Below are 21,920 nucleotides of genomic sequence, written 5' to 3' on the forward strand. Positions count from 1 at the left end.
TACCGGACATTTTTAAAAAAATGTTATATTTTTTTCAGGTATAGGTGCCCTTCTATGTCATTCCCGCGGAGGCGGGAATCCAGGAAAAAAAGTCTAAATATAGCAATTTTTTAGAATATAAAAGCTCGATATTATCTCGCTTTATGCTGGATTCCCGCCTCCGCGGGAATGACATAGAAGGGCACTGTTGCAAATAGGTATTGTGGGTGTATTTTGTGAAGGGAGTGAAATACGTTATGTATTAAAAGGCTAATAGATTTTCAGTAATAATTCTGATTTCGCCGTGAATACCTTGACCATATTTCCATAATTCAAATCTTCCTTTTTTAAACATTCGCATTATCTCAAATCCTTTAATAGTTGCATAAGCTGTTTTCATTGATTTAAAACCAAGAGTAGGTTTAATCAGTCGTTTCAGCTTACCATGATCAGATTCTATTATATTATTCAGATACTTAATCTGCCGATGTTCTAACTCTTGTGAGCATTTGCCTTCTGATTTGAGTAGAGTAATTGCTTTACTATAAGCTGGGTTCTTATCAGTATTAATTCAAAACTTACGCTATGTTATAGCAAATATGCTAAAAACCCTTACTACAAAGCTATGTTTTTACAGTGCATCACTTTATAATATCCTTTAATTTATAGGAATTATATCAAACATAGCGTAAGTTTTGTTAAAATAATAAGATTTTAAATAGGTAATGATGAACAGAAAATATAGACACTTATCTCGCGAAGAGAGATATGAAATAAAAAGAATGTATGACCTAGGAGTCAGTATTAACAAGATAGCACAACATCTTACGAGGTCTAAAAGCACTATTAGTATGGAGCTAAAAAGAAATAAAGTAAAAGGTAAGTATATGCCTTGTGTTGCTCAGGAACAATATAAAAAAAGGATGCATCAGCAAGAGTTATTAAAAATAGAGAAGTTACCTATTTTGTTAAATCTCTTTTGGGTATATTCCCCGCCGCTTGCGGCGTAATATGGCGGAATGAGCAAATATATACATAAAAGTCATAATGTTACGGTACTGCTGTATCACATGGTATTTCCAGCAAAATATCGCCGAGCAGTGTTTGACGTATCAGTTGATCAAGTATTATGAGAAATATGTTTAGAGATAGAAAAGAGATATCAAATAAAATTTTTAGAAATAGGGGTTGATGAAGATCATGTCCATTTTTTGGTACAATCTGTACCAACCTATAGCGTAACAAAAATAGTAACAACAATTAAAAGTGTTACAGCTCGTCAAATATTTAGACAGTGTCCACAGGTAAAGAAACAATTATGGGGTGGAGAATTTTGGACTGATGGATATTTTACGAGTACGGTAGGTAAGCATGGAAATGAGAATATGATAGGAAAATACGTAAAAAACCAAGGCAAGGAATATCAGAAACTGCATGAGGATCATCAGCTAGCTTTCTTCTAAAATACCCCGCTGCTTGCGGCGGGGATTACTTTTATTTATATCAAAAATGCTATGATTCACAAGAAATGGTCACCGGATGCTATAGCCGGAAAGTTAAAACTGGACAAAAATACAGCTTGTTGTATCAGTACAGATAAGTATACAAAACTTACGCTATGTTTGATATAATGCCCATGAATTAAGGGATATTATGAAGTGCTTCACTATAAAACATTGCTGTGTAATAAGAGTTTTTAGCATATTTGCTATAACATAGCGTAAGTTTTGGCTATTTACCGTCTAAAAGATATAAAAGGCAAGAAAGGGGGACAAGGCATCAAAGGATCATTATACCACAAAGGATCTCAATACATCAGCGTGATGCAATAGCAATGCAAAAGCTAGAAGTAGGGCATTTTGAGGCAGATCTTACATTTCATAAAGGTAATCAAAGTATGAATATCGGTGTGCTGGTGGATAAAAAGAGTCAAAAGATTATTTTAGTGCTGAATAACTCCAAGAGAGCTAAAACAGTTACCACTGGGTTTTTAAAAAAGATCAAAACGCTGCCAAGTAGTGTTAGAAAGACTATTACTATGGATAATGGCAAAGAGTTTGTAGGGCATCTTGCTTATAGACTATCTGGGTTTCAAACTTTCTTTTGTGATCCATACCGCCCTAGACAAAAAGCACTAGTGGAGAAAATGAATTCTATGATTCATAGAATTTTACCTAAAAATACAGATATTACAACCGTTACACAAAGAGGTCTTGACAATATTGCTGAGATTTTATGAAAATTCAAGGACTAAGTAGAACAAAACCTATAAATTTTCTGCCCAAATTTCATTGGGGGTTTTATAACCAAAAAGCTTTCTTGGCATGTTATTTAAAATCTCAGCAACATTGTCAAGACCTCTTTGTGTAACGGTAGTAATATCTGTATTTTTAGGTAAAATTCTATGAATCATAGAATTCATTTTCTCCACTAGTGCTTTTTGTCTAGGGCGGTATGGATCACAAAAGAAAGTTTGAAACCCAGATAGTCTATAAGCAAGATGCCCTACAAACTCTTTGCCATTATCCATAGTAATAGTCTTTCTAACACTACTTGGCAGCGTTTTGATCTTTTTTAAAAACCCAGTGGTAACTGTTTTAGCTCTCTTGGAGTTATTCAGCACTAAAATAATCTTTTGACTCTTTTTATCCACCAGTGCACCAATATTCATACTTTGATTACCTTTATGAAATGTAAGATCTGCCTCAAAATTCCCTACTTCTACCTTTTTCGTAGCTATTGCATCACGCTGATGTATTGAGATCCTTTGTGGTATAATGATCCTTTGACGCCTGTTCCCTCTTTCTTGCTTTTATATCTTTTAGAAGGTAAATAGCTATATAACTTTAATTTAGCTGCTACTGCAGAAGTGTAAACAAATCTATATATACTTTCTGTACTGATACACAAAGCTGTATTTTTGTCTAGTTTTAACTTTCCGGCTATAGCATCCGGCGACCATTTCTTGCGAATCATAGCATTTTTAATATACAAAACTTACGCTATGAGTAAAAAAGTGATAAATTATTGTAAAAATAATTAAACATGTCAAAGAGGATAAAGTTGCAAGCAATACCAATTAATAGGACAGATTATTGTCAATTTTTAATAGTTAGCCAAAAGAATTATAGTTTAACCTACTACGCTGAACATGCAAAGAAATGTAGTCATGATGTTATTAATAGATTTTTAAGGAATGAAAAATATACACCTTCTTTGTTATGGGAACACATCAAGAATGATGTTATTTTTTCATCTAATGGATATACAATATTTGATGATACGGTTTTAAATAAAAGGAATACGAAGCAAATAGAAATTGCAAGATCGCAGTACAGTGGAGCTACAGGTAGAGTTACTAAAGGTATAGGAGTAGTGAGTCTGGTATATTATAACCCTGATATTAATAAGTTTTGGGTAATAGATTATCGAATTTTTGCACCTGATCATGATGGAGCAACAAAACTAGAACATCTATTAAACATGTTAAATAATGCTGTTTATAGCAAGAAGATTCCTTTTCAAACAGTACTTTTTGACACATGGTATTCTACACACAAAATTATGCAACATGTTGACTCTCTGGGGAAATATTATTATGCCCCTATTAAAGCCAATAGAAACGTTAGTAAAACACACGATTCTAAACCTTATAAAGCTGTAAAAGAGTTGACATTTTTAGATGAAGAGATCAGGCATGGAGTAGAGATTCATATAAAAGGCTTTGCTAAAAATAAGCATGTTAATTTGTTTAAATTTACTGTTTCTACCAACAGAGTTGAGTATGTTGTTACCAATAACAAAACTCAAAAATCTTCTAAAGCTGCACAAGATGAGTATGGCTTTCGATGGGTAATTGAGAGCATGCACAGAGAAATTAAGCAACTTACTGGGATAGAACGTTGTCAATGCAGGAAACAGCGTATTCAACGTAATCATATTAGTTGTGCATTTTTAGTTTGGGCATTTCTCAAAAGGACTGCAAATACAATCGGTAAAACGGTTTACCAAATAAAGTTAGGGCTTTTAGATGACTATATGCAACAACAGCTGCGTTCTCCATCTTTACGATATTTAGAACCAAACATAGCGTAAGTTTTGAATTGTTTCCGGATGTGAATATTCTGGGATTGATTTCAAGGCTTTACCTAGGAAACACTTAGCAGCGTTAGCATTACGAGTAGATGATAGGTAAAAATCAATTGTATCCCCATATTTGTCTACAGCTCTATACAAATATGCCCATTTACCTTTTACTTTAATGTATTGTCATTGTCAATTAAAAAGGGACCAGTAAATTGCACGAAAAAGGAACCACTATATTTAAAAATTTTTATGCCATATTACCTCCAGATTTATAGTTATTAATACGATAACTTTTACCTTTTATGTTTAGTATATGAGCATGATGTACCACTCGATCAATAATTGCATGAGTTAATACTTCATCAGCAAATATTTCATTCCATTTTTCAAAATCCTTGTTTGTGGTAATAATGGTAGATTTATTTTCATATCGTTTAGCAATAATATTAAAAAAGTCTTCTACTGAATGTTTTGGCAATTGCTTAAACCCGAGCTCATCAAGAATTAATAAATCAAACGATAGGAGTAATTTAACCTTTTTGTGATAACTATTATCTGCTCTTGCAATATGTAAATTATAAAGCATATCCGATACCGTAGTAAAATATACAGAGTATTCTCGTGTTAAAGCTTTTAATGCTAGCCCAATGGCAAGATGAGTTTTCCCAGTTCCTGAATCACCTATGAATATTACATTTCCCTTAGTATTAATATAATCACAAGTTGATAAATCACTTATTACTTTGGCATCAACACTTGGTTGGAAATTAAAATCAAAGTCTTCTAAATTTTTAGTTACCGGCAATTTAGCAGCACTTTTACGGCGACGGTAATTATTATCCTTACGGTTAGATTTTTCATCTTCACATAATAGTGATAGAAATTCTTTAAATCCTAGTTTATTATTTTGAGCATAAATAATCCTTTCATTTAAACTATTGACTATACCTGATAATCTAAAGCTTCGTAGGTCATTAAATAAGTTCTGCATTATTACCTCCAAACTCTGGTAATGGTAAGTTTACTGCATTACTATTTAAAATATTCTTAATTTTAGAGTAAGAACTTATACCATAATGTAGTGCTCTATGACAGGCTTTATCTATTAAGTCATCATTGTAAACCTTACGTAAAGAAATGATACCTCGTGCACAACGTTGCCAATCATTCACTCTTGTTTGTTGTAATGATTCTAATAATAAACTGCAATTATTCCCTATCTGCTGCATTTGTTGTTGATAATGTTCACTATATTCTATAAAACCTGGGCATAGACGTTTGTATTTAGCATAATGAGACGGATTAGTGGTAAATATCCCCTTGCCCTCTGTTCTAACGTGTCTTGCTATTAAATCATTTTGTATAGAAAATATTTGAACAAGTTTTGGGGACAATTGTACCATTACCTCACTGTATATATATTTTGCTGGTACAGAGTAATAATTATTATCTATGGTAATATGACAATCTTTTGCTACTTTTCGATTATGCCAAGATGACAAATCAAAAGTTTCTAATGGTAAAGGAATCAAACTACTTCTTTCCTCTTGCTCAAACAGTTCTCTAGGTATTCTCTTAGTAGTACCATGTATTCGGCTATTGGCCTTATTTAACCAATTTGCAAGACCATTTGTTAATTCTTCATATCTATCAAATTTACGACCAGCAAAAAAATTATTTTTAACGTATTTTATTCCCGACTCAACTTTGCCTTTTTCTTGCGGTTGATACACTCGACAAGGAGAAAGTAAAATTCCATAATGATCGGCTAAGCACTTATATTCCTTCTGATATACTGGCTCATAAAAATTGGCATCTACTACTCCAGCTTTAAGATTATCAAGTTTTATTACTTTTGGACTACCAGCAAAATAATTAAATGCATTGATATGACATTGAATCCATGTTTGACAACTTTGATCAAACACTACTTCATAATAATCAAGGCGACTATAGCTTAAACGCATATTAAATACATATGCTTTAACTCTACGCCCTTTAGAATTATACTGTAAGCCTATGTCACCAAAATCTACTTGTGCTTCCTCTCCTGCTAAAGTATGAAAACGAATGCAACTGTTATCCTTAATTTTATATTTTTTGATATAACGGGTCAAAGAAGTATAACTGCTTGTATAACCTTGATTTTTTAACTCCTCAAAAATTCTTATGTAACTCAGATTTTTTTCTAATAACTCAATTATTTTTTCGTGCCAAAAATCCAAAACTGAAGATCGTTCATAGATTGCTGGGGATTCTGTACCAGCCTCTACATAGCGGTTTATTATTTTTCGTACTGTTTTGCGGTCTGTTCTTGTTAGTTTGGCAATATTCCTTTGACTATTGCCTTGTTTATAAAGGGTGATAATTGTTGTATACATATTTATTCTTATCATTGTATCACTAGATATTTACTTGCTTAATTATCTAGTGAATATTGCACATTAACCTTATTAGGTCACACCAACTTCTCTGGTCCCTTTTTCGTGCAATTTACTGGTCCCTTTTATTTTAGCAATGACAATGTATGTCTCATCTACTCTCCAACTAAACCCTGACTTAGGCTTCCAGCACCATTTTAATTTATCTAATATCTTTGGGGCATAATACTGTGAAAATACTATAAGTAAGTAGAACAGAACCTATTTAAAATAATAAGATTTTAAATAGGTAATGATGAACAGAAAATATAGACACTTATCTCGAGAAGAGAGATATGAGATAAAAAGAATGTATGACCTAGGAGTCAGTATTAATAAGATAGCACAACATCTTACGAGGTCTAAAAGCGCTATTAGTATGGAGCTAAAAAGAAATAAGGTAAAAGATAAGTATATGCCTTGTGTTGCTCAGGAAAAATATGAAAACAGGATGTATCAGCAAGAGTTATTAAAAATAGAAAAGAACCCTATGTTGTTAGATTATATTAAAAATGCTATGATTCGCAAGAAATGGTCGCCGGATGCTATAGCCGGAAAGTTAAAACTAGACAAAAATACAGCTTTGTGTATCAGTACAGAAAGTATATATAGATTTGTTTACACTTCTGCAGTAGCAGCTAAATTAAAGTTATATAGCTATTTACCTTCTAAAAGATATAAAAGGCAAGAAAGAGGGAAGAGGCGTCAAAGGATCATTATATAGCATAAATCATTAAGATACTGACAATTTAATAGTATTAAAAACAGCATCATAAAATGTTTCAAAATCTCCTACAACTTTCCTAATTTCATTTTTTATCTTAAACCAGTAATGCTCTATAGGATTTAAATCAGGAGAGTAAGTTGGTAAATACAATATGGTACAACCAACGGATTCAATGAACTCTTTAACTTTAGAATTTTTATGAAAATTAATGTTATCCATAATAACGGTTTGCCCAGGTTGTAATTCTGTAATTAATACATCCCTAATATAAGTTTTAAAGACCTCTGTATTACAATTACCTTCAAATATTACAGGAGCAATAAGATTACCATTACAAAGACCAGCTATCATACTTATTCTAAATTTATGTTGATACACCTTTTCTCCATAACACCTTTGTCCTATAATGCTCCATCCATACTCTTTGCAAGCATTATCCTCTATTCCAGATTCATCAAGATATACTAATTTGTCTTTTGTGATGGTTTGTATCTTTGCTATAAATTCATTTCTTAATTTAATATCTCTTTTCAGATGAAAATGAGTTTTTTTATAGCTATAGCCAAGTTTTCTGATTTGTCTTAAAATAGTTACAGATGCAATATTACCCCATTGCTTTGCTAACTCCTTTGATGTTTTATTCATATTAGCTTTAAAAAATTCTGAATCTTTTATCTTATGACTATGTCCTTTCTGATAACCAGTTGCTGCTTCTAAAGTACCTTGCTTATCTTTTAATTTTTTCCATTTATATATAGTATCACGACTTACATTAAATAATTTACTTACCTTACTTATTCGTATCCCTGCTTCTACAGCTTTTATAACTCTTAGTCTTAGTTCTATTGCATATGCTCGTGCCATATCTCTTTACATGCTTGTTAATATTTGCTTACTATAACATGATACTCTCGCTCTGTCAGTACCTTAATAACTTATGCTATACCACAAAGGATCTCAATACATCAGCGTGATGCAATAGCTACGAAAAAGGTAGAAGTAGGGCATTTTGAGGCAGATCTTACATTTCATAAAGGTAATCAAAGTATGAATATTGGTGCACTGGTGGATAAAAAGAGTCAAAAGATTATTTTAGTGCTGAATAACTCCAAGAGAGCTACAACAGTTACCAATGGTTTTTTAAGAAAGATAAAAACTCTTCCAAATAGTGTGAGAAAGACTATTACTATGGATAATGGCAAAGAGTTTGTGGGGCATGTTGCCTATAGACTATTTGGGTTTCAAACTTTCTTTTGTGATCCATACCGCCCTAGACAAAAAGCATTAGTGGAAAAAATGAATTCTATGATTCATAGAATTTTACCTAAAAATACAGATATTACTACCGTTACACAAAGAGGTCTTGACAATGTTGCTGAGATTTTAAATAACATGCCAAGAAAGATTTTTGGTTATAAAACCCCCAATGAAATTTGGGCAGAAAATTTATAGGTTTTGTTCTACTTAGTCCTTGCATTTTCATATGATTGTAGAAGGTTGATATTGTAAAAATACTCTATATGAGTAATAAAAACTTATTTTATAGCTCAAAATATGCTATAATATGAGTTATAAAATAAACATTTATAGCTCATGATATGGAATTGGCAGCATAAAGATTGGTCTAATTTTAAATATGATCAGAAAAATATTTCTGATTTGGAAAAACGTTTTATCAATAATAGCGGTGTTCTTTTAGGGGCAGCTAAATATCTCTCGAAATCGGATAAAGATAATTTAGTTGTTATGCTTGCAAGTGATGAAGCATTAAATAGTTCTGAAATTGAAGGGGAATATCTAAATAGAGACAGCTTGCAATCCTCTATAAAGCTGTATTTTAATATAGCAAAGGATAATAGAAAAGCTTCGTCTGCAGAAAATGGTATCTCAGAATTGCTTGCCGATATGTATTATTCATATGACCAGCCTTTAAGCCATGATTGTTTATTTCGTTGGCATGAAATGCTAATGAATGGTAGAAAAGATTTAGATGCTATAGGAAAATATCGTACTCATCTAGAGCCGATGCAAGTAATTTCAGGCAAATATCATGAGCCAATAGTACATTTTGAAGCACCGCCATCTGATATTGTACCAAAAGAAATGGATAGATTTATAGAATGGTATAATAATATTACAGATTCTATTACTCCACTTACTAAAGCTGCTATTGCTCATCTTTATTTTGAGTCTATACATCCGTTTGAAGATGGTAACGGAAGAATAGGTAGAGTTATAACTATAAAAATGCTATGTCAAAATATAAAGCAGCCGATATTAATAGCTCTATCACATGTAATAAATCAGGAAAAAAAGTTATATTATAATGCTCTAGAAAATAACAATAAAAGTTTAGAAATTACTGACTGGATATTATACTTTGTTAAAACGATAATTAAAGCTCAAGTTTATACTTTACTTAATATTGAGTTTTTAATAAATAAAACAAAATTTTATGATAAATTTAAGAATGCATTAAACACAAGACAAGAAAAAGTAATTAAAAGAATTTTTGAAGAGGGGGTAGAGGGCTTTAAAGGTGGTTTGAGTGCTAAAAATTATCTAAACATCACCAAAACCTCTAAAGCCACTGCTACAAGAGATCTACAAGAATTGGTAGAGATGCAGGCATTTATTAAAACCGGCGACCTTAAATCTACAAGGTATTATATTAATTTAGAAAATTAGAGTAATATTAACTTTATTGTATATCTAAATTAAGAAGAAGTGCTTCGTCTACATATTATTTTTTATTTGTATTATTCAAAAACTTTTATGGTATTACTAACTACGTATAGATATCGTCATAAGCTATGCGACTGCAAGGAGTGCGGCAATCCAGGAAAAATAATGAAAATGCTATGCATTTTACTAGATTGCTTTGTCAAAACTTCAAAACTTACGCTATGTTTGGTTCTAAATATCGTAAAGATGGAGAACGCAGCTGTTGTTGCATATAGTCATCTAAAAGCCCTAACTTTATTTGGTAAACCGTTTTACCGATTGTATTTGCAGTCCTTTTGAGAAATGCCCAAACTAAAAATGCACAACTAATATGATTACGTTGAATACGCTGTTTCCTGCATTGACAACGTTCTATCCCAGTAAGTTGCTTAATTTCTCTGTGCATGCTCTCAATTACCCATCGAAAGCCACACTCATCTTGTGCAGCTTTAGAAGATTTTTGAGTTTTGTTATTGGTAACAACATACTCAACTCTGTTGGTAGAAACAGTAAAATAAAAGTAATCCCCGCCGCAAGCAGCGGGGTATTTTAGAAGAAAGCTAGCTGATGATCCTCATGCAGTTTCTGATATTCCTTGCCTTGGTTTTTTACGTATTTTCCTATCATATTCTCATTTCCATGCTTACCTACCGTACTCGTAAAATATCCATCAGTCCAAAATTCTCCACCCCATAATTGTTTCTTTACCTGTGGACACTGTCTAAATATTTGACGAGCTGTAACACTTTTAATTGTTGTTACTATTTTTGTTACGCTATAGGTTGGTACAGATTGTACCAAAAAATGGACATGATCTTCATCAACCCCTATTTCTAAAAATTTTATTTGATATCTCTTTTCTATCTCTAAACATATTTCTCGTAATACTTGATCAACTGATACGTCAAACACTGCTCGGCGATATTTTGCTGGAAATACCATGTGATACAGCAGTACCGTAACATTATGACTTTTATGTATATATTTGCTCATTCCGCCATATTACGCCGCAAGCGGCGGGGAATATACCCAAAAGAGATTTAAATAAATTAACATGCTTATTTTTAGCAAAGCCTTTTATATGAATCTCTACTCCATGCCTGATCTCTTCATCTGAAAATGTCAACTCTTTTACAGCTTTATAAGGTTTAGAATCGTGTGTTTTACTAACGTTTCTATTGGCTTTAATAGGGGCATAATAATATTTCCCCAGAGAGTCAACATGTTGCATAATTTTGTGTGTAGAATACCATGTGTCAAAAAGTACTGTTTGAAAAGGAATCTTCTTGCTATAAACAGCATTATTTAACATGTTTAATAGGTGTTCTAGTTTTGTTGCTCCATCATGATCAGGTGCAAAAATTCGATAATCTATTACCCAAAACTTATTAATATCAGGGTTATAATATACCAGGCTGTCATTGTCAATTAAAAAGGGACCAGTAAATTGCACGAAAAAGGAACCACTATATTTAAAAATTTTTATGCCATATTACCTCCAGATTTATAGTTATTAATACGATAACTTTTACCTTTTATGTTTAGTATATGAGCATGATGTACCACTCGATCAATAATTGCATGAGTTAATACTTCATCAGCAAATATTTCATTCCATTTTTCAAAATCCTTGTTTGTGGTAATAATGGTAGATTTATTTTCATATCGTTTAGCAATAATATTAAAAAAGTCTTCTACTGAATGTTTTGGCAATTGCTTAAACCCGAGCTCATCAAGAATTAATAAATCAAACGATAGGAGTAATTTAACCTTTTTGTGATAACTATTATCTGCTCTTGCAATATGTAAATTATAAAGCATATCCGATACCGTAGTAAAATATACAGAGTATTCTCGTGTTAAAGCTTTTAATGCTAGCCCAATGGCAAGATGAGTTTTCCCAGTTCCTGAATCACCTATGAATATTACATTTCCCTTAGTATTAATATAATCACAAGTTGATAAATCACTTATTACTTTGGCATCAACACTTGGTTGGAAATTAAAATCAAAGTCTTCTAAATTTTTAGTTACCGGCAATTTAGCAGCACTTTTACGGCGACGGTAATTATTATCCTTACGGTTAGATTTTTCATCTTCACATAATAGTGATAGAAATTCTTTAAATCCTAGTTTATTATTTTGAGCATAAATAATCCTTTCATTTAAACTATTGACTATACCTGATAATCTAAAGCTTCGTAGGTCATTAAATAAGTTCTGCATTATTACCTCCAAACTCTGGTAATGGTAAGTTTACTGCATTACTATTTAAAATATTCTTAATTTTAGAGTAAGAACTTATACCATAATGTAGTGCTCTATGACAGGCTTTATCTATTAAGTCATCATTGTAAACCTTACGTAAAGAAATGATACCTCGTGCACAACGTTGCCAATCATTCACTCTTGTTTGTTGTAATGATTCTAATAATAAACTGCAATTATTCCCTATCTGCTGCATTTGTTGTTGATAATGTTCACTATATTCTATAAAACCTGGGCATAGACGTTTGTATTTAGCATAATGAGACGGATTAGTGGTAAATATCCCCTTGCCCTCTGTTCTAACGTGTCTTGCTATTAAATCATTTTGTATAGAAAATATTTGAACAAGTTTTGGGGACAATTGTACCATTACCTCACTGTATATATATTTTGCTGGTACAGAGTAATAATTATTATCTATGGTAATATGACAATCTTTTGCTACTTTTCGATTATGCCAAGATGACAAATCAAAAGTTTCTAATGGTAAAGGAATCAAACTACTTCTTTCCTCTTGCTCAAACAGTTCTCTAGGTATTCTCTTAGTAGTACCATGTATTCGGCTATTGGCCTTATTTAACCAATTTGCAAGACCATTTGTTAATTCTTCATATCTATCAAATTTACGACCAGCAAAAAAATTATTTTTAACGTATTTTATTCCCGACTCAACTTTGCCTTTTTCTTGCGGTTGATACACTCGACAAGGAGAAAGTAAAATTCCATAATGATCGGCTAAGCACTTATATTCCTTCTGATATACTGGCTCATAAAAATTGGCATCTACTACTCCAGCTTTAAGATTATCAAGTTTTATTACTTTTGGACTACCAGCAAAATAATTAAATGCATTGATATGACATTGAATCCATGTTTGACAACTTTGATCAAACACTACTTCATAATAATCAAGGCGACTATAGCTTAAACGCATATTAAATACATATGCTTTAACTCTACGCCCTTTAGAATTATACTGTAAGCCTATGTCACCAAAATCTACTTGTGCTTCCTCTCCTGCTAAAGTATGAAAACGAATGCAACTGTTATCCTTAATTTTATATTTTTTGATATAACGGGTCAAAGAAGTATAACTGCTTGTATAACCTTGATTTTTTAACTCCTCAAAAATTCTTATGTAACTCAGATTTTTTTCTAATAACTCAATTATTTTTTCGTGCCAAAAATCCAAAACTGAAGATCGTTCATAGATTGCTGGGGATTCTGTACCAGCCTCTACATAGCGGTTTATTATTTTTCGTACTGTTTTGCGGTCTGTTCTTGTTAGTTTGGCAATATTCCTTTGACTATTGCCTTGTTTATAAAGGGTGATAATTGTTGTATACATATTTATTCTTATCATTGTATCACTAGATATTTACTTGCTTAATTATCTAGTGAATATTGCACATTAACCTTATTAGGTCACACCAACTTCTCTGGTCCCTTTTTCGTGCAATTTACTGGTCCCTTTTATTTTAGCAATGACACCAGGCTCACTACTCCTATACCTTTAGTAACTCTACCTGTAGCTCCACTGTACTGCGATCTTGCAATTTCTCTTTGCTTCGTATTCCTTTTATTTAAAACCGTATCATCAAATATTGTATATCCATTAGATGAAAAAATAACATCATTCTTGATGTGTTCCCATAACAAAGAAGGTGTATATTTTTCATTCCTTAAAAATCTATTAATAACATCATGACTACGTTTCTTTGCATGTTCAGCGTAGTAGGTTAAACTATAATTCTTTTGGCTAACTATTAAAAATTGACAATAATCTGTCCTATTAATTGGTATTGCTTGCAACTTTATCCTCTTTGACATGTTTAATTATTTTTACAATAATTTATCACTTTTTTACTCATAGCGTAAGTTTTGACTTATAGTTTTTCCTCGCAATAACGATAGTCTATAACTTAGTTAGCAATGCCACTTTTATTTTTCTTTTTAATCTTTACTAAGAAAAGATACTGAGTTAGCTTTTCTTAAGGTACATCTCTTAAGAAAGGATAGAATATGAATAAACTATCAATTTAAAAAATTAAAGCAACCATTCATCATCTCCTATTAACCTTATTTAGCACTACAGCCAACGTAAATATCAAACAACTTACCATCGTTCCTATAAATACTCCTTTGAGGTTAAAATATTGTAGAGATAAGGAATAATGTTCCCAAAGTAGAAAAGTTGCTGCTCCGCTTACTGATGATAAAACCATTATTTGTGTTGGTACTCTAATGCTAAAAAGCGTTGTTACTAGCGGTACTAATATTACAGGTCCCCAAAAGCCGGTAAAGAATACTACTAAATCTATTACATTGCTAAATTTTAGGGCAGCAATTATAGCAAGGCTTCCTATTACTACATTAATAATTCGGGCAATTAACAATAGCTTCTGCCCATTTTTTACTTTTAGAATAGGGTTAATTATGTCTTTAACAATAGCTATGGAAGTAACGTTTAAATCAGAATCGGTAGTAGACATAACAGCAGCAAGCAGTCCACTTATGACTAAGCCTTGAATTAAAGGTGGAATGATTTGGTTAATCAGATAAGGTAATACTAAGTTCGATGGTTGTTCTGGATAAAGTTTATAAGCAATTAAGCCATTTAAAGTGACGCAAATTAAAAAGAATAAATATATAACCGATTTCGTATATATTGCTTTAGTTGTTTGAGTAGGATTTTTATTAATCAAAGCTCTTTGAATAAAGGTAGGGTATAGATTCATTACGCTAAAGCTTAAAGCAGCAGCGATTATATAAGAAAATAAGTTAGATTGATTAGTTTCAACAATCAAATCGCCTATAGGATTTATAGAACCAATTTTATTTAACCCTATAAAAGTAACAACAGGTATCGCAATTATCATCGCAAAAAACTGCAGTAAATTAGTAAAAACGATAGATTGCAGCCCTCCTATTGTAGTATATATAAGCACTATACTATAACTTAAAATTACTCCCTCAATATAATTTATTTTTAAAATATATTGAAAAATATAACCGCTGACGCTTATTTGAGCTGCTAAAAATCCAACTGATACAATTACAGAGCTAACACCGCCAATAAAGCGACCTAGATTGCCATAATATATACTCATTATATCGCCTATGCTTTCTGCCACATGATGCTTTGCAATTAGCGGTACTATATAAATAGCGATTATGATATCTATCGGGATAGTAAGCATCAAAGCATAAGCATAATATGTGTGTCCTAAAAAAGTTTTTTCTGTAATACCAAAAGTAGTAGCTCCTCCTACAGAACTTGCAAATATAGTAGCTATTAGCAACAGTTTGCTATTCTGAACCTTACTCTCTACATTTGCATAATTTTTAAAGCTACTGTTTTTAGCTCGGTAATAAACACCTACGGCTAAAATTGATATCAGATATAAGAATACGATAATATTATCGATAGGTATTTTAAGCATTATAAGATTTCTGAATTAAAATAAATTATTAATATATCTTATTTATCACAACATAAAAATAAAAAACTCTTTAATAATTATTAACCAATTGATTAACGGATATTAATATTTTTTATAAATAATTCAATATAAATAGGTTAATTATGTCCGATTTTAAATGTATAGCTACTCTTCCTAGAGATTTAAGAACCGGTCCTCACGATCCACTACCTCCGGTACATAATATTGGAGGAAAATTAATAGCTGCTTTCCCTTATCCTAGTTTAATGACCACTCAAACTACAAATATGTTGATAGAGTTTGGCAAATGTACCCAAGGGGTAGCTTATAATGTTGTTAATTGGGGAAGCAAATTATTAAGATCTTGTCTGGATGATAGTAAACATAGTATTAATAAAGTAATAAAAGACGGTAGTAGAATAAGCTTTGTGTTTGATGGACCTTTTGAAATATTTTCAAATGGAACAGTAAATTTCTGGGAGACACAATATAATGTTGTTGGCAATGTAATAAAAGAGGGTAGCACTGCTGTTCTTAGAGGCTTTAATACAACAACTGCTTGTTCTAGTAGTAATTTAAGAAGTGATTTATTTCCAAATTCAGCAATAGTAGTACAAGGTGCAGGAATAGCTAGTGGATGGCATATAGCAGATGAAGATAATCCGGATGGACTTGCTATGCAAAATAGTGAGCTAGCTATTACTTCCGGCTTAGCATCATTTGGTACACAAATGGTAGTGGTGGTTTGAAAATGCAAGGACTAAGTAGAACAAAACCTATAAATTTTCTGCCCAAATTTCATTGGGGGTTTTATAACCAAAAATCTTTCTTGGCATGTTATTTAAAATCTCAGCAACATTGTCAAGACCTCTTTGTGTAACGGTAGTAATATCTGTATTTTTAGGTAAAATTCTATGAATCATAGAATTCATTTTTTCCACTAATGCTTTTTGTCTAGGGCGGTATGGATCACAAAAGAAAGTTTGAAACCCAGATAGTCTATAGGCAACATGCCCCACAAACTCTTTGCCATTATCCATAGTAATAGTCTTTCTCACACTATTTGGAAGAGTTTTTATCTTTCTTAAAAAACCATTGGTAACTGTTGTAGCTCTCTTGGAGTTATTCAGCACTAAAATAATCTTTTGACTCTTTTTATCCACCAGTGCACCAATATTCATACTTTGATTACCTTTATGAAATGTAAGATCTGCCTCAAAATGCCCTACTTCTACCTTTTTCGTAGCTATTGCATCACGCTGATGTATTGAGATCCTTTGTGGTATAATGATCCTTTGACGCCTCTTCCCTCTTTCTTGCCTTTTATATCTTTTAGAAGGTAAATAGCTATATAACTTTAATTTAGCTGCTACTGCAGAAGTGTAAACAAATCTATATATACTTTCTGTATAGCATAAGTCATTAAGGTACTGACAGAGCGAGAGTATCATGTTATAGTAAGCAAATATTAACAAGCATGTAAAGAGATATGGCACGAGCATATGCAATAGAACTAAGACTAAGAGTTATAAAAGCTGTAGAAGCAGGGATACGAATAAGTAAGGTAAGTAAATTATTTAATGTAAGTCGTGATACTATATATAAATGGAAAAAATTAAAAGATAAGCAAGGTACTTTAGAAGCAGCAACTGGTTATCAGAAAGGACATAGTCATAAGATAAAAGATTCAGAATCTTTTAAAGAATTTTTTAAAGCTAATATGAATAAAACATCAAAGGAGTTAGCAAAGCAATGGGGTAATATTGCATCTGTAACTATTTTAAGACAAATCAGAAAACTTGGCTATAGCTATAAACAAAACTCATTTTCATCCGAAAAGAGATATTAAATTAAGAAATGAATTTATAGCAAAGATACAAACCATCACAAAAGACAAATTAGTATATCTTGATGAATCTGGAATAGAGGATAATGCTTGCAAAGAGTATGGATGGAGCATTATAGGACAAAGGTGTTATGGAGAAAAGGTGTATCAACATAAATTTAGAATAAGTATGATAGCTGGTCTTTGTAATGGTAATCTTATTGCTCCTGTAATATTTGAAGGTAATTGTAATACAGAGGTCTTTAAAACTTATATTAGGGATGTATTAATTACAGAATTACAACCTGGGCAAACCGTTATTATGGATAACATTAATTTTCATAAAAATTCTAAAGTTACAAAACTTACGCTATGTTTGGTTCTAAATATCGTAAAGATGGAGAACGCAGCTGTTTGCATATAGTCATCTAAAAGCCCTAACTTTATTTGGTAAACCGTTTTACCGATTGTATTTGCAGTCCTTTTGAGAAATGCCCAAACTAAAAATGCCCAACTAATATGATTACGTTGAATACGCTGTTTCCTGCATTGACAACGTTCTATCCCAGTAAGTTGCTTAATTTCTCTGTGCATGCTCTCAATTACCCATCGAAAGCCACACTCATCTTGTGCAGCTTTAGAAGGTTTTTGAGTTTTGTTATTGGTAACAACATACTCAACTCTGTTGGTAGAAACAGTAAAATAAAAGTAATCCCCGCCGCAAGCAGCGGGGTATTTTAGAAGAAAGCTAGCTGATGATCCTCATGCAGTTTCTGATATTCCTTGCCTTGGTTTTTTACGTATTTTCCTATCATATTCTCATTTCCATGCTTACCTACCGTACTCGTAAAATATCCATCAGTCCAAAATTCTCCACCCCATAATTGTTTCTTTACCTGTGGACACTGTCTAAATATTTGACGAGCTGTAACACTTTTAATTGTTGTTACTATTTTTGTTACGCTATAGGTTGGTACAGATTGTACCAAAAAATGGACATGATCTTCATCAACCCCTATTTCTAAAAATTTTATTTGATATCTCTTTTCTATCTCTAAACATATTTCTCGTAATACTTGATCAACTGATACGTCAAACACTGCTCGGCGATATTTTGCTGGAAATACCATGTGATACAGCAGTACCGTAACATTATGACTTTTATGTATATATTTGCTCATTCCGCCATATTACGCCGCAAGCGGCGGGGAATATACCCAAAAGAGATTTAAACAAATTAACATGCTTATTTTTAGCAAAGCCTTTTATATGAATCTCTACTCCATGCCTGATCTCTTCATCTGAAAATGTCAACTCTTTTACAGCTTTATAAGGTTTAGAATCGTGTGTTTTACTAACGTTTCTATTGGCTTTAATAGGGGCATAATAATATTTCCCCAGAGAGTCAACATGTTGCATAATTTTGTGTGTAGAATACCATGTGTCAAAAAGTACTGTTTGAAAGGAATCTTCTTGCTATAAACAGCATTATTTAACATGTTTAATAGGTGTTCTAGTTTTGTTGCTCCATCATGATCAGGTGCAAAAATTCGATAATCTATTACCCAAAACTTATTAATATCAGGGTTATAATATACCAGACTCACTACTCCTATACCTTTAGTAACTCTACCTGTAGCTCCACTGTACTGCGATCTTGCAATTTCTATTTGCTTCGTATTCCTTTTATTTAAAACCGTATCATCAAATATTGTATATCCATTAGATGAAAAAATAACATCATTCTTGATGTGTTCCCATAACAAAGAAGGTGTATATTTTTCATTCCTTAAAAATCTATTAATAACATCATGACTACATTTCTTTGCATGTTCAGCGTAGTAGGTTAAACTATAATTCTTTTGGCTAACTATTAAAAATTGACAATAATCTGTCCTATTAATTGGTATTGCTTGCAACTTTATCCTCTTTGACATGTTTAATTATTTTTACAATAATTTATCACTTTTTTACTCATAGCGTAAGTTTTGGTTAAAGAGTTAATTGAATCCGTTGGTTGTACCATATTGTATTTACCAACTTACTCTCCTGATTTAAATCCTATAGAGCATTACTGGTTTAAGATAAAAAATGAAATTAGGAAAGTTGTAGGAGATTTTGAAACATTTTATGATGCTGTTTTTAATACTATTAAATTGTCAGTATCTTAATGATTTATGCTATACTTTCTGTACTGATACACAAAGCTGTATTTTTGTCTAGTTTTAACTTTCCGGCTATAGCATCCGGCGACCATTTCTTGCGAATCATAGCATTTTTAATATAATCTAACAACATAGGGTTCTTTTCTATTTTTAATAACTCTTGCTGATACATCCTGTGAAAATACTATAAGTAAGTAGAACAAAACTTATTTAAAATAATAAGATTTTAAATAGGTAATGATGAACAGAAAATATAGACACTTATCTCGCGAAGAGAGATATGAAATAAAAAGAATGTATGACCTAGGAGTCAGTATTAACAAGATAGCACAACATCTTACGAGGTCTAAAAGCACTATTAGTATGGAGCTAAAAAGAAATAAAGTAAAAGGTAAGTATATGCCTTGTGTTGCTCAGGAACAATATAAAAAAAGGATGCATCAGCAAGAGTTATTAAAAATAGAGAAGTTACCTATTTTGTTAAATTATATCAAAAATGCTATGATTCACAAGAAATGGTCACCGGATGCTATAGCCGGAAAGTTAAAACTGGACAAAAATACAGCTTGTTGTATCAGTACAGAAAGTATATATAGATTCGTCTACACTTCTGCAGTAGCAGCTAAATTAAAGTTATATAGCTATTTACCGTCTAAAAGATATAAAAGGCAAGAAAGGGGGACAAGGCATCAAAGGATCATTATACCACAAAGGATCTCAATACATCAGCGTGATGCAATAGCAATGCAAAAGCTAGAAGTAGGACATTTTGAGGCAGATCTTACATTTCATAAAGGTAATCAAAGTATGAATATCGGTGTGCTGGTGGATAAAAAGAGTCAAAAGATTATTTTAGTGCTGAATAACTCCAAGAGAGCTAAAACAGTTACCACTGGGTTTTTAAAAAAGATCAAAACGCTGCCAAGTAGTGTTAGAAAGACTGAAAATACTATAAGTAAGTAGAACAGAACCTATTTAAAATAATAAGATTTTAAATAGGTAATGATGAACAGAAAATATAGACACTTATCTCGAGAAGAGAGATATGAGATAAAAAGAATGTATGACCTAGGAGTCAGTATTAATAAGATAGCACAACATCTTACGAGGAAAAGCACTATTAGTATGGAGCTAAAAAGAAATAAGGTAAAAGATAAGTATATGCCTTGTGTTGCTCAGGAAAAATATGAAAACAGGATGTATCAGCAAGAGTTATTAAAAATAGAAAAGAACCCTATGTTGTTAGATTATATTAAAAATGCTATGATTCGCAAGAAATGGTCGCCGGATGCTATAGCCGGAAAGTTAAAACTAGACAAAAATACAGCTTTGTGTATCAGTACAGAAAGTATATATAGATTTGTTTACACTTCTGCAGTAGCAGCTAAATTAAAGTTATATAGCTATTTACCTTCTAAAAGATATAAAAGGCAAGAAAGAGGGAAGAGGCGTCAAAGGATCATTATACCACAAAGGATCTCAATACATCAGCGTGATGCAATAGCTACGAAAAAGGTAGAAGTAGGGAATTTTGAGGCAGATCTTACATTTCATAAAGGTAATCAAAGTATGAATATTGGTGCACTGGTGGATAAAAAGAGTCAAAAGATTATTTTAGTGCTGAATAACTCCAAGAGAGCTACAACAGTTACCAATGGTTTTTTAAGAAAGATAAAAACTCTTCCAAATAGTGTGAGAAAGACTATTACTATGGATAATGGCAAAGAGTTTGTGGGGCATGTTGCCTATAGACTATCTGGGTTTCAAACTTTCTTTTGTGATCCATACCGCCCTAGACAAAAAGCATTAGTGGAAAAAATGAATTCTATGATTCATAGAATTTTACCTAAAAATACAGATATTACAACCGTTACACAAAGAGGTCTTGACAATATTGCTGAGATTTTAAATAACATGCCAAGAAAGATTTTTGGTTATAAAACCCCCAATGAAATTTGGGCAGAAAATTTATAGGTTTTGTTCTACTTAGTCCTTGAATTTTCAGACTATTACTATGGATAATGGCAAAGAGTTTGTAGGGCATCTTGCTTATAGACTATCTGGGTTTCAAACTTTCTTTTGTGATCCATACCGCCCTAGACAAAAAGCACTAGTGGAGAAAATGAATTCTATGATTCATAGAATTTTACCTAAAAATACAGATATTACAACCGTTACACAAAGAGGTCTTGACAATATTGCTGAGATTTTAAATAACATGCCAAGAAAGATTTTTGGTTATAAAACCCCCAATGAAATTTGGGCAGAAAATTTATAGGTTTT

General features: G+C 31.9%; 30 protein-coding genes and 5 pseudogenes. 14 read left to right on the forward strand and 21 right to left on the reverse strand.

What is annotated here, in order from left to right; translation table 11 throughout:
• Positions 1-241 precede the first annotated feature (241 nt).
• A pseudogene (locus AAGD55_RS11490) lies at positions 242-550 on the reverse strand (DDE-type integrase/transposase/recombinase); the annotation flags it as partial.
• Positions 551-704: 154 nt separating this feature from the next.
• On the opposite strand from AAGD55_RS11490, the gene AAGD55_RS11495 reads away from it, so the two are divergent.
• The 3 genes and pseudogenes from AAGD55_RS11495 (at position 705) to AAGD55_RS11505 (ending at position 2,218) form a co-directional block, all read left to right on the forward strand.
• A complete protein-coding gene (locus AAGD55_RS11495) occupies positions 705-989 on the forward strand; it encodes a helix-turn-helix domain-containing protein (protein ID WP_341791556.1) in 285 nt (94 codons plus the stop codon).
• 9 nt (positions 990-998) lie between these two features.
• Positions 999-1,442 (forward strand): annotated as a pseudogene (gene tnpA, locus AAGD55_RS11500) (IS200/IS605 family transposase).
• 329 nt (positions 1,443-1,771) lie between these two features.
• On the forward strand, positions 1,772-2,218 hold the full coding sequence (locus AAGD55_RS11505) for an IS30 family transposase (protein ID WP_341792542.1): 447 nt from the start codon (positions 1,772-1,774) through the stop codon (positions 2,216-2,218).
• Between the two features lie 27 nt (positions 2,219-2,245).
• On the opposite strand, the gene AAGD55_RS11510 is transcribed toward AAGD55_RS11505, so the two are convergent.
• Together AAGD55_RS11510 and AAGD55_RS11515 are read right to left on the reverse strand one after the other, a co-directional pair.
• Positions 2,246-2,761 (reverse strand): IS30 family transposase, encoded by a 516-nt coding sequence (locus tag AAGD55_RS11510; RefSeq protein ID WP_341792599.1) that lies wholly within the window; start codon positions 2,759-2,761, stop codon positions 2,246-2,248.
• A complete protein-coding gene (locus AAGD55_RS11515; RefSeq protein WP_341791557.1) occupies positions 2,716-2,973 on the reverse strand; it encodes a hypothetical protein in 258 nt (85 codons plus the stop codon). The genes AAGD55_RS11510 and AAGD55_RS11515 overlap by 46 nt, the downstream gene beginning before the upstream one ends.
• A gap of 51 nt (positions 2,974-3,024) precedes the next feature.
• Here AAGD55_RS11515 and AAGD55_RS11520 point away from each other — a divergent pair, with 51 nt between their 5' ends.
• Positions 3,025-4,074, forward strand: coding sequence for a transposase (locus AAGD55_RS11520; protein WP_341791558.1), 1,050 nt, complete (start codon positions 3,025-3,027; stop codon positions 4,072-4,074).
• Positions 4,075-4,080: 6 nt separating this feature from the next.
• On the opposite strand, the pseudogene AAGD55_RS11525 reads toward AAGD55_RS11520, so the two are convergent.
• From AAGD55_RS11525 to AAGD55_RS12470, 4 genes and pseudogenes are all read right to left on the reverse strand, one after another.
• Positions 4,081-4,245 (reverse strand): annotated as a pseudogene (locus AAGD55_RS11525) (DDE-type integrase/transposase/recombinase); the annotation flags it as partial.
• A gap of 67 nt (positions 4,246-4,312) precedes the next feature.
• Entirely contained in the window at positions 4,313-5,056 is a 744-nt protein-coding gene (gene istB, locus AAGD55_RS11530; protein WP_341790851.1) for an IS21-like element helper ATPase IstB, read from the reverse strand.
• Positions 5,040-6,446 carry an IS21 family transposase gene (gene istA, locus AAGD55_RS11535; protein ID WP_341790850.1) on the reverse strand — a complete coding sequence of 469 codons (1,407 nt, stop codon included), beginning with the start codon at positions 6,444-6,446 and terminating at the stop codon, positions 5,040-5,042. The genes istB (AAGD55_RS11530) and istA (AAGD55_RS11535) overlap by 17 nt, the downstream gene beginning before the upstream one ends.
• 120 nt (positions 6,447-6,566) lie before the next feature.
• Positions 6,567-6,677: pseudogene (locus tag AAGD55_RS12470) on the reverse strand (IS6 family transposase); the annotation flags it as partial.
• A gap of 61 nt (positions 6,678-6,738) precedes the next feature.
• On the opposite strand from AAGD55_RS12470, the gene AAGD55_RS11540 reads away from it, so the two are divergent.
• The gene (locus tag AAGD55_RS11540) at positions 6,739-7,209 is read left to right on the forward strand and encodes a helix-turn-helix domain-containing protein (RefSeq protein WP_341791325.1); all 471 of its coding nucleotides are present in this window, start codon (positions 6,739-6,741) and stop codon (positions 7,207-7,209) included.
• Between the two features lie 9 nt (positions 7,210-7,218).
• Here the strand turns inward: AAGD55_RS11540 and AAGD55_RS11545 are convergent, their stop codons facing one another.
• A complete protein-coding gene (locus AAGD55_RS11545; protein WP_341791559.1) occupies positions 7,219-8,076 on the reverse strand; it encodes an IS630 family transposase in 858 nt (285 codons plus the stop codon).
• A gap of 114 nt (positions 8,077-8,190) precedes the next feature.
• Between AAGD55_RS11545 and AAGD55_RS11550 the strand changes: the two genes are divergently transcribed.
• A complete protein-coding gene (locus tag AAGD55_RS11550; protein WP_341792600.1) occupies positions 8,191-8,664 on the forward strand; it encodes an IS30 family transposase in 474 nt (157 codons plus the stop codon).
• Positions 8,665-8,805: 141 nt separating this feature from the next.
• Positions 8,806-9,900, forward strand: a complete 1,095-nt coding sequence (locus AAGD55_RS11555) for a Fic family protein (RefSeq protein ID WP_341791560.1) — start codon at positions 8,806-8,808, stop codon at positions 9,898-9,900.
• 211 nt (positions 9,901-10,111) lie between these two features.
• Here the strand turns inward: AAGD55_RS11555 and AAGD55_RS11560 are convergent, their stop codons facing one another.
• The 7 genes from AAGD55_RS11560 to AAGD55_RS11590 all read right to left on the reverse strand — a co-directional run bounded on the left by AAGD55_RS11560 (position 10,112) and on the right by AAGD55_RS11590 (position 15,647).
• A complete protein-coding gene (locus AAGD55_RS11560; RefSeq protein ID WP_341791151.1) occupies positions 10,112-10,342 on the reverse strand; it encodes a hypothetical protein in 231 nt (76 codons plus the stop codon).
• A gap of 143 nt (positions 10,343-10,485) precedes the next feature.
• The gene (gene tnpA / locus AAGD55_RS11565) at positions 10,486-10,929 is read right to left on the reverse strand and encodes an IS200/IS605 family transposase (protein ID WP_341790826.1); all 444 of its coding nucleotides are present in this window, start codon (positions 10,927-10,929) and stop codon (positions 10,486-10,488) included.
• A complete protein-coding gene (locus AAGD55_RS11570) occupies positions 10,910-11,389 on the reverse strand; it encodes a hypothetical protein (RefSeq protein ID WP_341791561.1) in 480 nt (159 codons plus the stop codon). The genes tnpA (AAGD55_RS11565) and AAGD55_RS11570 overlap by 20 nt, the downstream gene beginning before the upstream one ends.
• Before the next feature lie 29 nt (positions 11,390-11,418).
• The gene (gene istB, locus AAGD55_RS11575) at positions 11,419-12,162 is read right to left on the reverse strand and encodes an IS21-like element helper ATPase IstB (protein ID WP_341790851.1); all 744 of its coding nucleotides are present in this window, start codon (positions 12,160-12,162) and stop codon (positions 11,419-11,421) included.
• Positions 12,146-13,552 (reverse strand): IS21 family transposase, encoded by a 1,407-nt coding sequence (istA, locus tag AAGD55_RS11580; RefSeq protein ID WP_341790850.1) that lies wholly within the window; start codon positions 13,550-13,552, stop codon positions 12,146-12,148. Before istA (AAGD55_RS11580) ends, istB (AAGD55_RS11575) begins: the two co-directional genes overlap by 17 nt.
• A 125-nt stretch (positions 13,553-13,677) precedes the next feature.
• Entirely contained in the window at positions 13,678-14,034 is a 357-nt protein-coding gene (locus AAGD55_RS11585; protein ID WP_341791562.1) for a hypothetical protein, read from the reverse strand.
• Between the two features lie 233 nt (positions 14,035-14,267).
• The gene (locus AAGD55_RS11590) at positions 14,268-15,647 is read right to left on the reverse strand and encodes a sodium:solute symporter family protein (RefSeq protein ID WP_341791563.1); all 1,380 of its coding nucleotides are present in this window, start codon (positions 15,645-15,647) and stop codon (positions 14,268-14,270) included.
• Between the two features lie 143 nt (positions 15,648-15,790).
• On the opposite strand from AAGD55_RS11590, the gene AAGD55_RS11595 reads away from it, so the two are divergent.
• On the forward strand, positions 15,791-16,396 hold the full coding sequence (locus AAGD55_RS11595; protein WP_341791564.1) for a hypothetical protein: 606 nt from the start codon (positions 15,791-15,793) through the stop codon (positions 16,394-16,396).
• Positions 16,397-16,423: 27 nt separating this feature from the next.
• On the opposite strand, the gene AAGD55_RS11600 is transcribed toward AAGD55_RS11595, so the two are convergent.
• A complete protein-coding gene (locus AAGD55_RS11600; protein WP_341791565.1) occupies positions 16,424-17,098 on the reverse strand; it encodes an IS30 family transposase in 675 nt (224 codons plus the stop codon).
• Positions 17,099-17,136: 38 nt separating this feature from the next.
• On the opposite strand from AAGD55_RS11600, the gene AAGD55_RS11605 reads away from it, so the two are divergent.
• Entirely contained in the window at positions 17,137-17,496 is a 360-nt protein-coding gene (locus AAGD55_RS11605; RefSeq protein WP_341790906.1) for an IS630 transposase-related protein, read from the forward strand.
• A complete protein-coding gene (locus AAGD55_RS11610) occupies positions 17,447-17,896 on the forward strand; it encodes a transposase (RefSeq protein WP_341791566.1) in 450 nt (149 codons plus the stop codon). The genes AAGD55_RS11605 and AAGD55_RS11610 overlap by 50 nt, the downstream gene beginning before the upstream one ends.
• On the opposite strand, the gene AAGD55_RS11615 is transcribed toward AAGD55_RS11610, so the two are convergent.
• The 4 genes from AAGD55_RS11615 to AAGD55_RS11630 all read right to left on the reverse strand — a co-directional run bounded on the left by AAGD55_RS11615 (position 17,812) and on the right by AAGD55_RS11630 (position 19,409).
• Positions 17,812-18,066 carry a hypothetical protein gene (locus AAGD55_RS11615; protein WP_341791567.1) on the reverse strand — a complete coding sequence of 85 codons (255 nt, stop codon included), beginning with the start codon at positions 18,064-18,066 and terminating at the stop codon, positions 17,812-17,814. The genes AAGD55_RS11610 and AAGD55_RS11615 overlap by 85 nt on opposite strands.
• 143 nt (positions 18,067-18,209) lie before the next feature.
• A complete protein-coding gene (gene tnpA / locus AAGD55_RS11620) occupies positions 18,210-18,653 on the reverse strand; it encodes an IS200/IS605 family transposase (RefSeq protein ID WP_341790826.1) in 444 nt (147 codons plus the stop codon).
• Complete coding sequence (locus AAGD55_RS11625) at positions 18,634-18,891, reverse strand: hypothetical protein (protein WP_341791568.1); 258 nt, start codon at positions 18,889-18,891, stop codon at positions 18,634-18,636. The genes tnpA (AAGD55_RS11620) and AAGD55_RS11625 overlap by 20 nt, the downstream gene beginning before the upstream one ends.
• Positions 18,792-19,409 carry a hypothetical protein gene (locus AAGD55_RS11630; RefSeq protein ID WP_341791569.1) on the reverse strand — a complete coding sequence of 206 codons (618 nt, stop codon included), beginning with the start codon at positions 19,407-19,409 and terminating at the stop codon, positions 18,792-18,794. Before AAGD55_RS11630 ends, AAGD55_RS11625 begins: the two co-directional genes overlap by 100 nt.
• Before the next feature lie 54 nt (positions 19,410-19,463).
• Here AAGD55_RS11630 and AAGD55_RS11635 point away from each other — a divergent pair.
• Positions 19,464-19,643: pseudogene (locus AAGD55_RS11635) on the forward strand (transposase); the annotation flags it as partial.
• 4 nt (positions 19,644-19,647) lie between these two features.
• On the opposite strand, the gene AAGD55_RS11640 reads toward AAGD55_RS11635, so the two are convergent.
• On the reverse strand, positions 19,648-19,809 hold the full coding sequence (locus tag AAGD55_RS11640) for a hypothetical protein (RefSeq protein ID WP_341791570.1): 162 nt from the start codon (positions 19,807-19,809) through the stop codon (positions 19,648-19,650).
• A 65-nt stretch (positions 19,810-19,874) separates the two neighbouring features.
• On the opposite strand from AAGD55_RS11640, the gene AAGD55_RS11645 reads away from it, so the two are divergent.
• From AAGD55_RS11645 to AAGD55_RS11655, 3 genes are read left to right on the forward strand one after another with little or no spacing between them, the layout of a single operon-like run.
• On the forward strand, positions 19,875-20,600 hold the full coding sequence (locus AAGD55_RS11645) for an IS30 family transposase (protein WP_341791571.1): 726 nt from the start codon (positions 19,875-19,877) through the stop codon (positions 20,598-20,600).
• A 39-nt stretch (positions 20,601-20,639) separates the two neighbouring features.
• Positions 20,640-21,611 (forward strand): IS30 family transposase, encoded by a 972-nt coding sequence (locus tag AAGD55_RS11650; RefSeq protein WP_341791572.1) that lies wholly within the window; start codon positions 20,640-20,642, stop codon positions 21,609-21,611.
• Between the two features lie 19 nt (positions 21,612-21,630).
• Positions 21,631-21,915 (forward strand): IS30 family transposase, encoded by a 285-nt coding sequence (locus AAGD55_RS11655; protein WP_341791573.1) that lies wholly within the window; start codon positions 21,631-21,633, stop codon positions 21,913-21,915.
• The last annotated feature ends 5 nt before the right edge of the window (positions 21,916-21,920 follow it).

It is taken from the genome of Rickettsia endosymbiont of Gonocerus acuteangulatus (assembly GCF_964026435.1).
In the GTDB taxonomy this organism is placed as follows: domain Bacteria; phylum Pseudomonadota; class Alphaproteobacteria; order Rickettsiales; family Rickettsiaceae; genus Rickettsia.

What these genes read in the sequence shown, in the direction of transcription:
- AAGD55_RS11495 (WP_341791556.1), top strand. Translation starts at nt 705, where the DNA reads ATGATGAACAGAAAATATAGACACTTATCTCGCGAAGAGAGATATGAA.
- AAGD55_RS11520 (WP_341791558.1), top strand. Translation starts at nt 3,025, where the DNA reads ATGTCAAAGAGGATAAAGTTGCAAGCAATACCAATTAATAGGACAGAT.
- istB (WP_341790851.1), bottom strand. Translation starts at nt 5,056, where the DNA reads ATGCAGAACTTATTTAATGACCTACGAAGCTTTAGATTATCAGGTATA.
- istA (WP_341790850.1), bottom strand. Translation starts at nt 6,446, where the DNA reads ATGTATACAACAATTATCACCCTTTATAAACAAGGCAATAGTCAAAGG.
- AAGD55_RS11540 (WP_341791325.1), top strand. Translation starts at nt 6,739, where the DNA reads ATGATGAACAGAAAATATAGACACTTATCTCGAGAAGAGAGATATGAG.
- AAGD55_RS11545 (WP_341791559.1), bottom strand. Translation starts at nt 8,076, where the DNA reads ATGGCACGAGCATATGCAATAGAACTAAGACTAAGAGTTATAAAAGCT.
- AAGD55_RS11555 (WP_341791560.1), top strand. Translation starts at nt 8,806, where the DNA reads ATGATATGGAATTGGCAGCATAAAGATTGGTCTAATTTTAAATATGAT.
- AAGD55_RS11560 (WP_341791151.1), bottom strand. Translation starts at nt 10,342, where the DNA reads ATGCACAGAGAAATTAAGCAACTTACTGGGATAGAACGTTGTCAATGC.
- tnpA (WP_341790826.1), bottom strand. Translation starts at nt 10,929, where the DNA reads ATGAGCAAATATATACATAAAAGTCATAATGTTACGGTACTGCTGTAT.
- istB (WP_341790851.1), bottom strand. Translation starts at nt 12,162, where the DNA reads ATGCAGAACTTATTTAATGACCTACGAAGCTTTAGATTATCAGGTATA.
- istA (WP_341790850.1), bottom strand. Translation starts at nt 13,552, where the DNA reads ATGTATACAACAATTATCACCCTTTATAAACAAGGCAATAGTCAAAGG.
- AAGD55_RS11585 (WP_341791562.1), bottom strand. Translation starts at nt 14,034, where the DNA reads ATGTCAAAGAGGATAAAGTTGCAAGCAATACCAATTAATAGGACAGAT.
- AAGD55_RS11590 (WP_341791563.1), bottom strand. Translation starts at nt 15,647, where the DNA reads ATGCTTAAAATACCTATCGATAATATTATCGTATTCTTATATCTGATA.
- AAGD55_RS11595 (WP_341791564.1), top strand. Translation starts at nt 15,791, where the DNA reads ATGTCCGATTTTAAATGTATAGCTACTCTTCCTAGAGATTTAAGAACC.
- AAGD55_RS11600 (WP_341791565.1), bottom strand. Translation starts at nt 17,098, where the DNA reads ATGATACTCTCGCTCTGTCAGTACCTTAATGACTTATGCTATACAGAA.
- AAGD55_RS11605 (WP_341790906.1), top strand. Translation starts at nt 17,137, where the DNA reads ATGGCACGAGCATATGCAATAGAACTAAGACTAAGAGTTATAAAAGCT.
- AAGD55_RS11615 (WP_341791567.1), bottom strand. Translation starts at nt 18,066, where the DNA reads ATGCACAGAGAAATTAAGCAACTTACTGGGATAGAACGTTGTCAATGC.
- tnpA (WP_341790826.1), bottom strand. Translation starts at nt 18,653, where the DNA reads ATGAGCAAATATATACATAAAAGTCATAATGTTACGGTACTGCTGTAT.
- AAGD55_RS11625 (WP_341791568.1), bottom strand. Translation starts at nt 18,891, where the DNA reads ATGCAACATGTTGACTCTCTGGGGAAATATTATTATGCCCCTATTAAA.
- AAGD55_RS11630 (WP_341791569.1), bottom strand. Translation starts at nt 19,409, where the DNA reads ATGTCAAAGAGGATAAAGTTGCAAGCAATACCAATTAATAGGACAGAT.
- AAGD55_RS11640 (WP_341791570.1), bottom strand. Translation starts at nt 19,809, where the DNA reads ATGTATCAGCAAGAGTTATTAAAAATAGAAAAGAACCCTATGTTGTTA.
- AAGD55_RS11645 (WP_341791571.1), top strand. Translation starts at nt 19,875, where the DNA reads ATGATGAACAGAAAATATAGACACTTATCTCGCGAAGAGAGATATGAA.
- AAGD55_RS11650 (WP_341791572.1), top strand. Translation starts at nt 20,640, where the DNA reads ATGATGAACAGAAAATATAGACACTTATCTCGAGAAGAGAGATATGAG.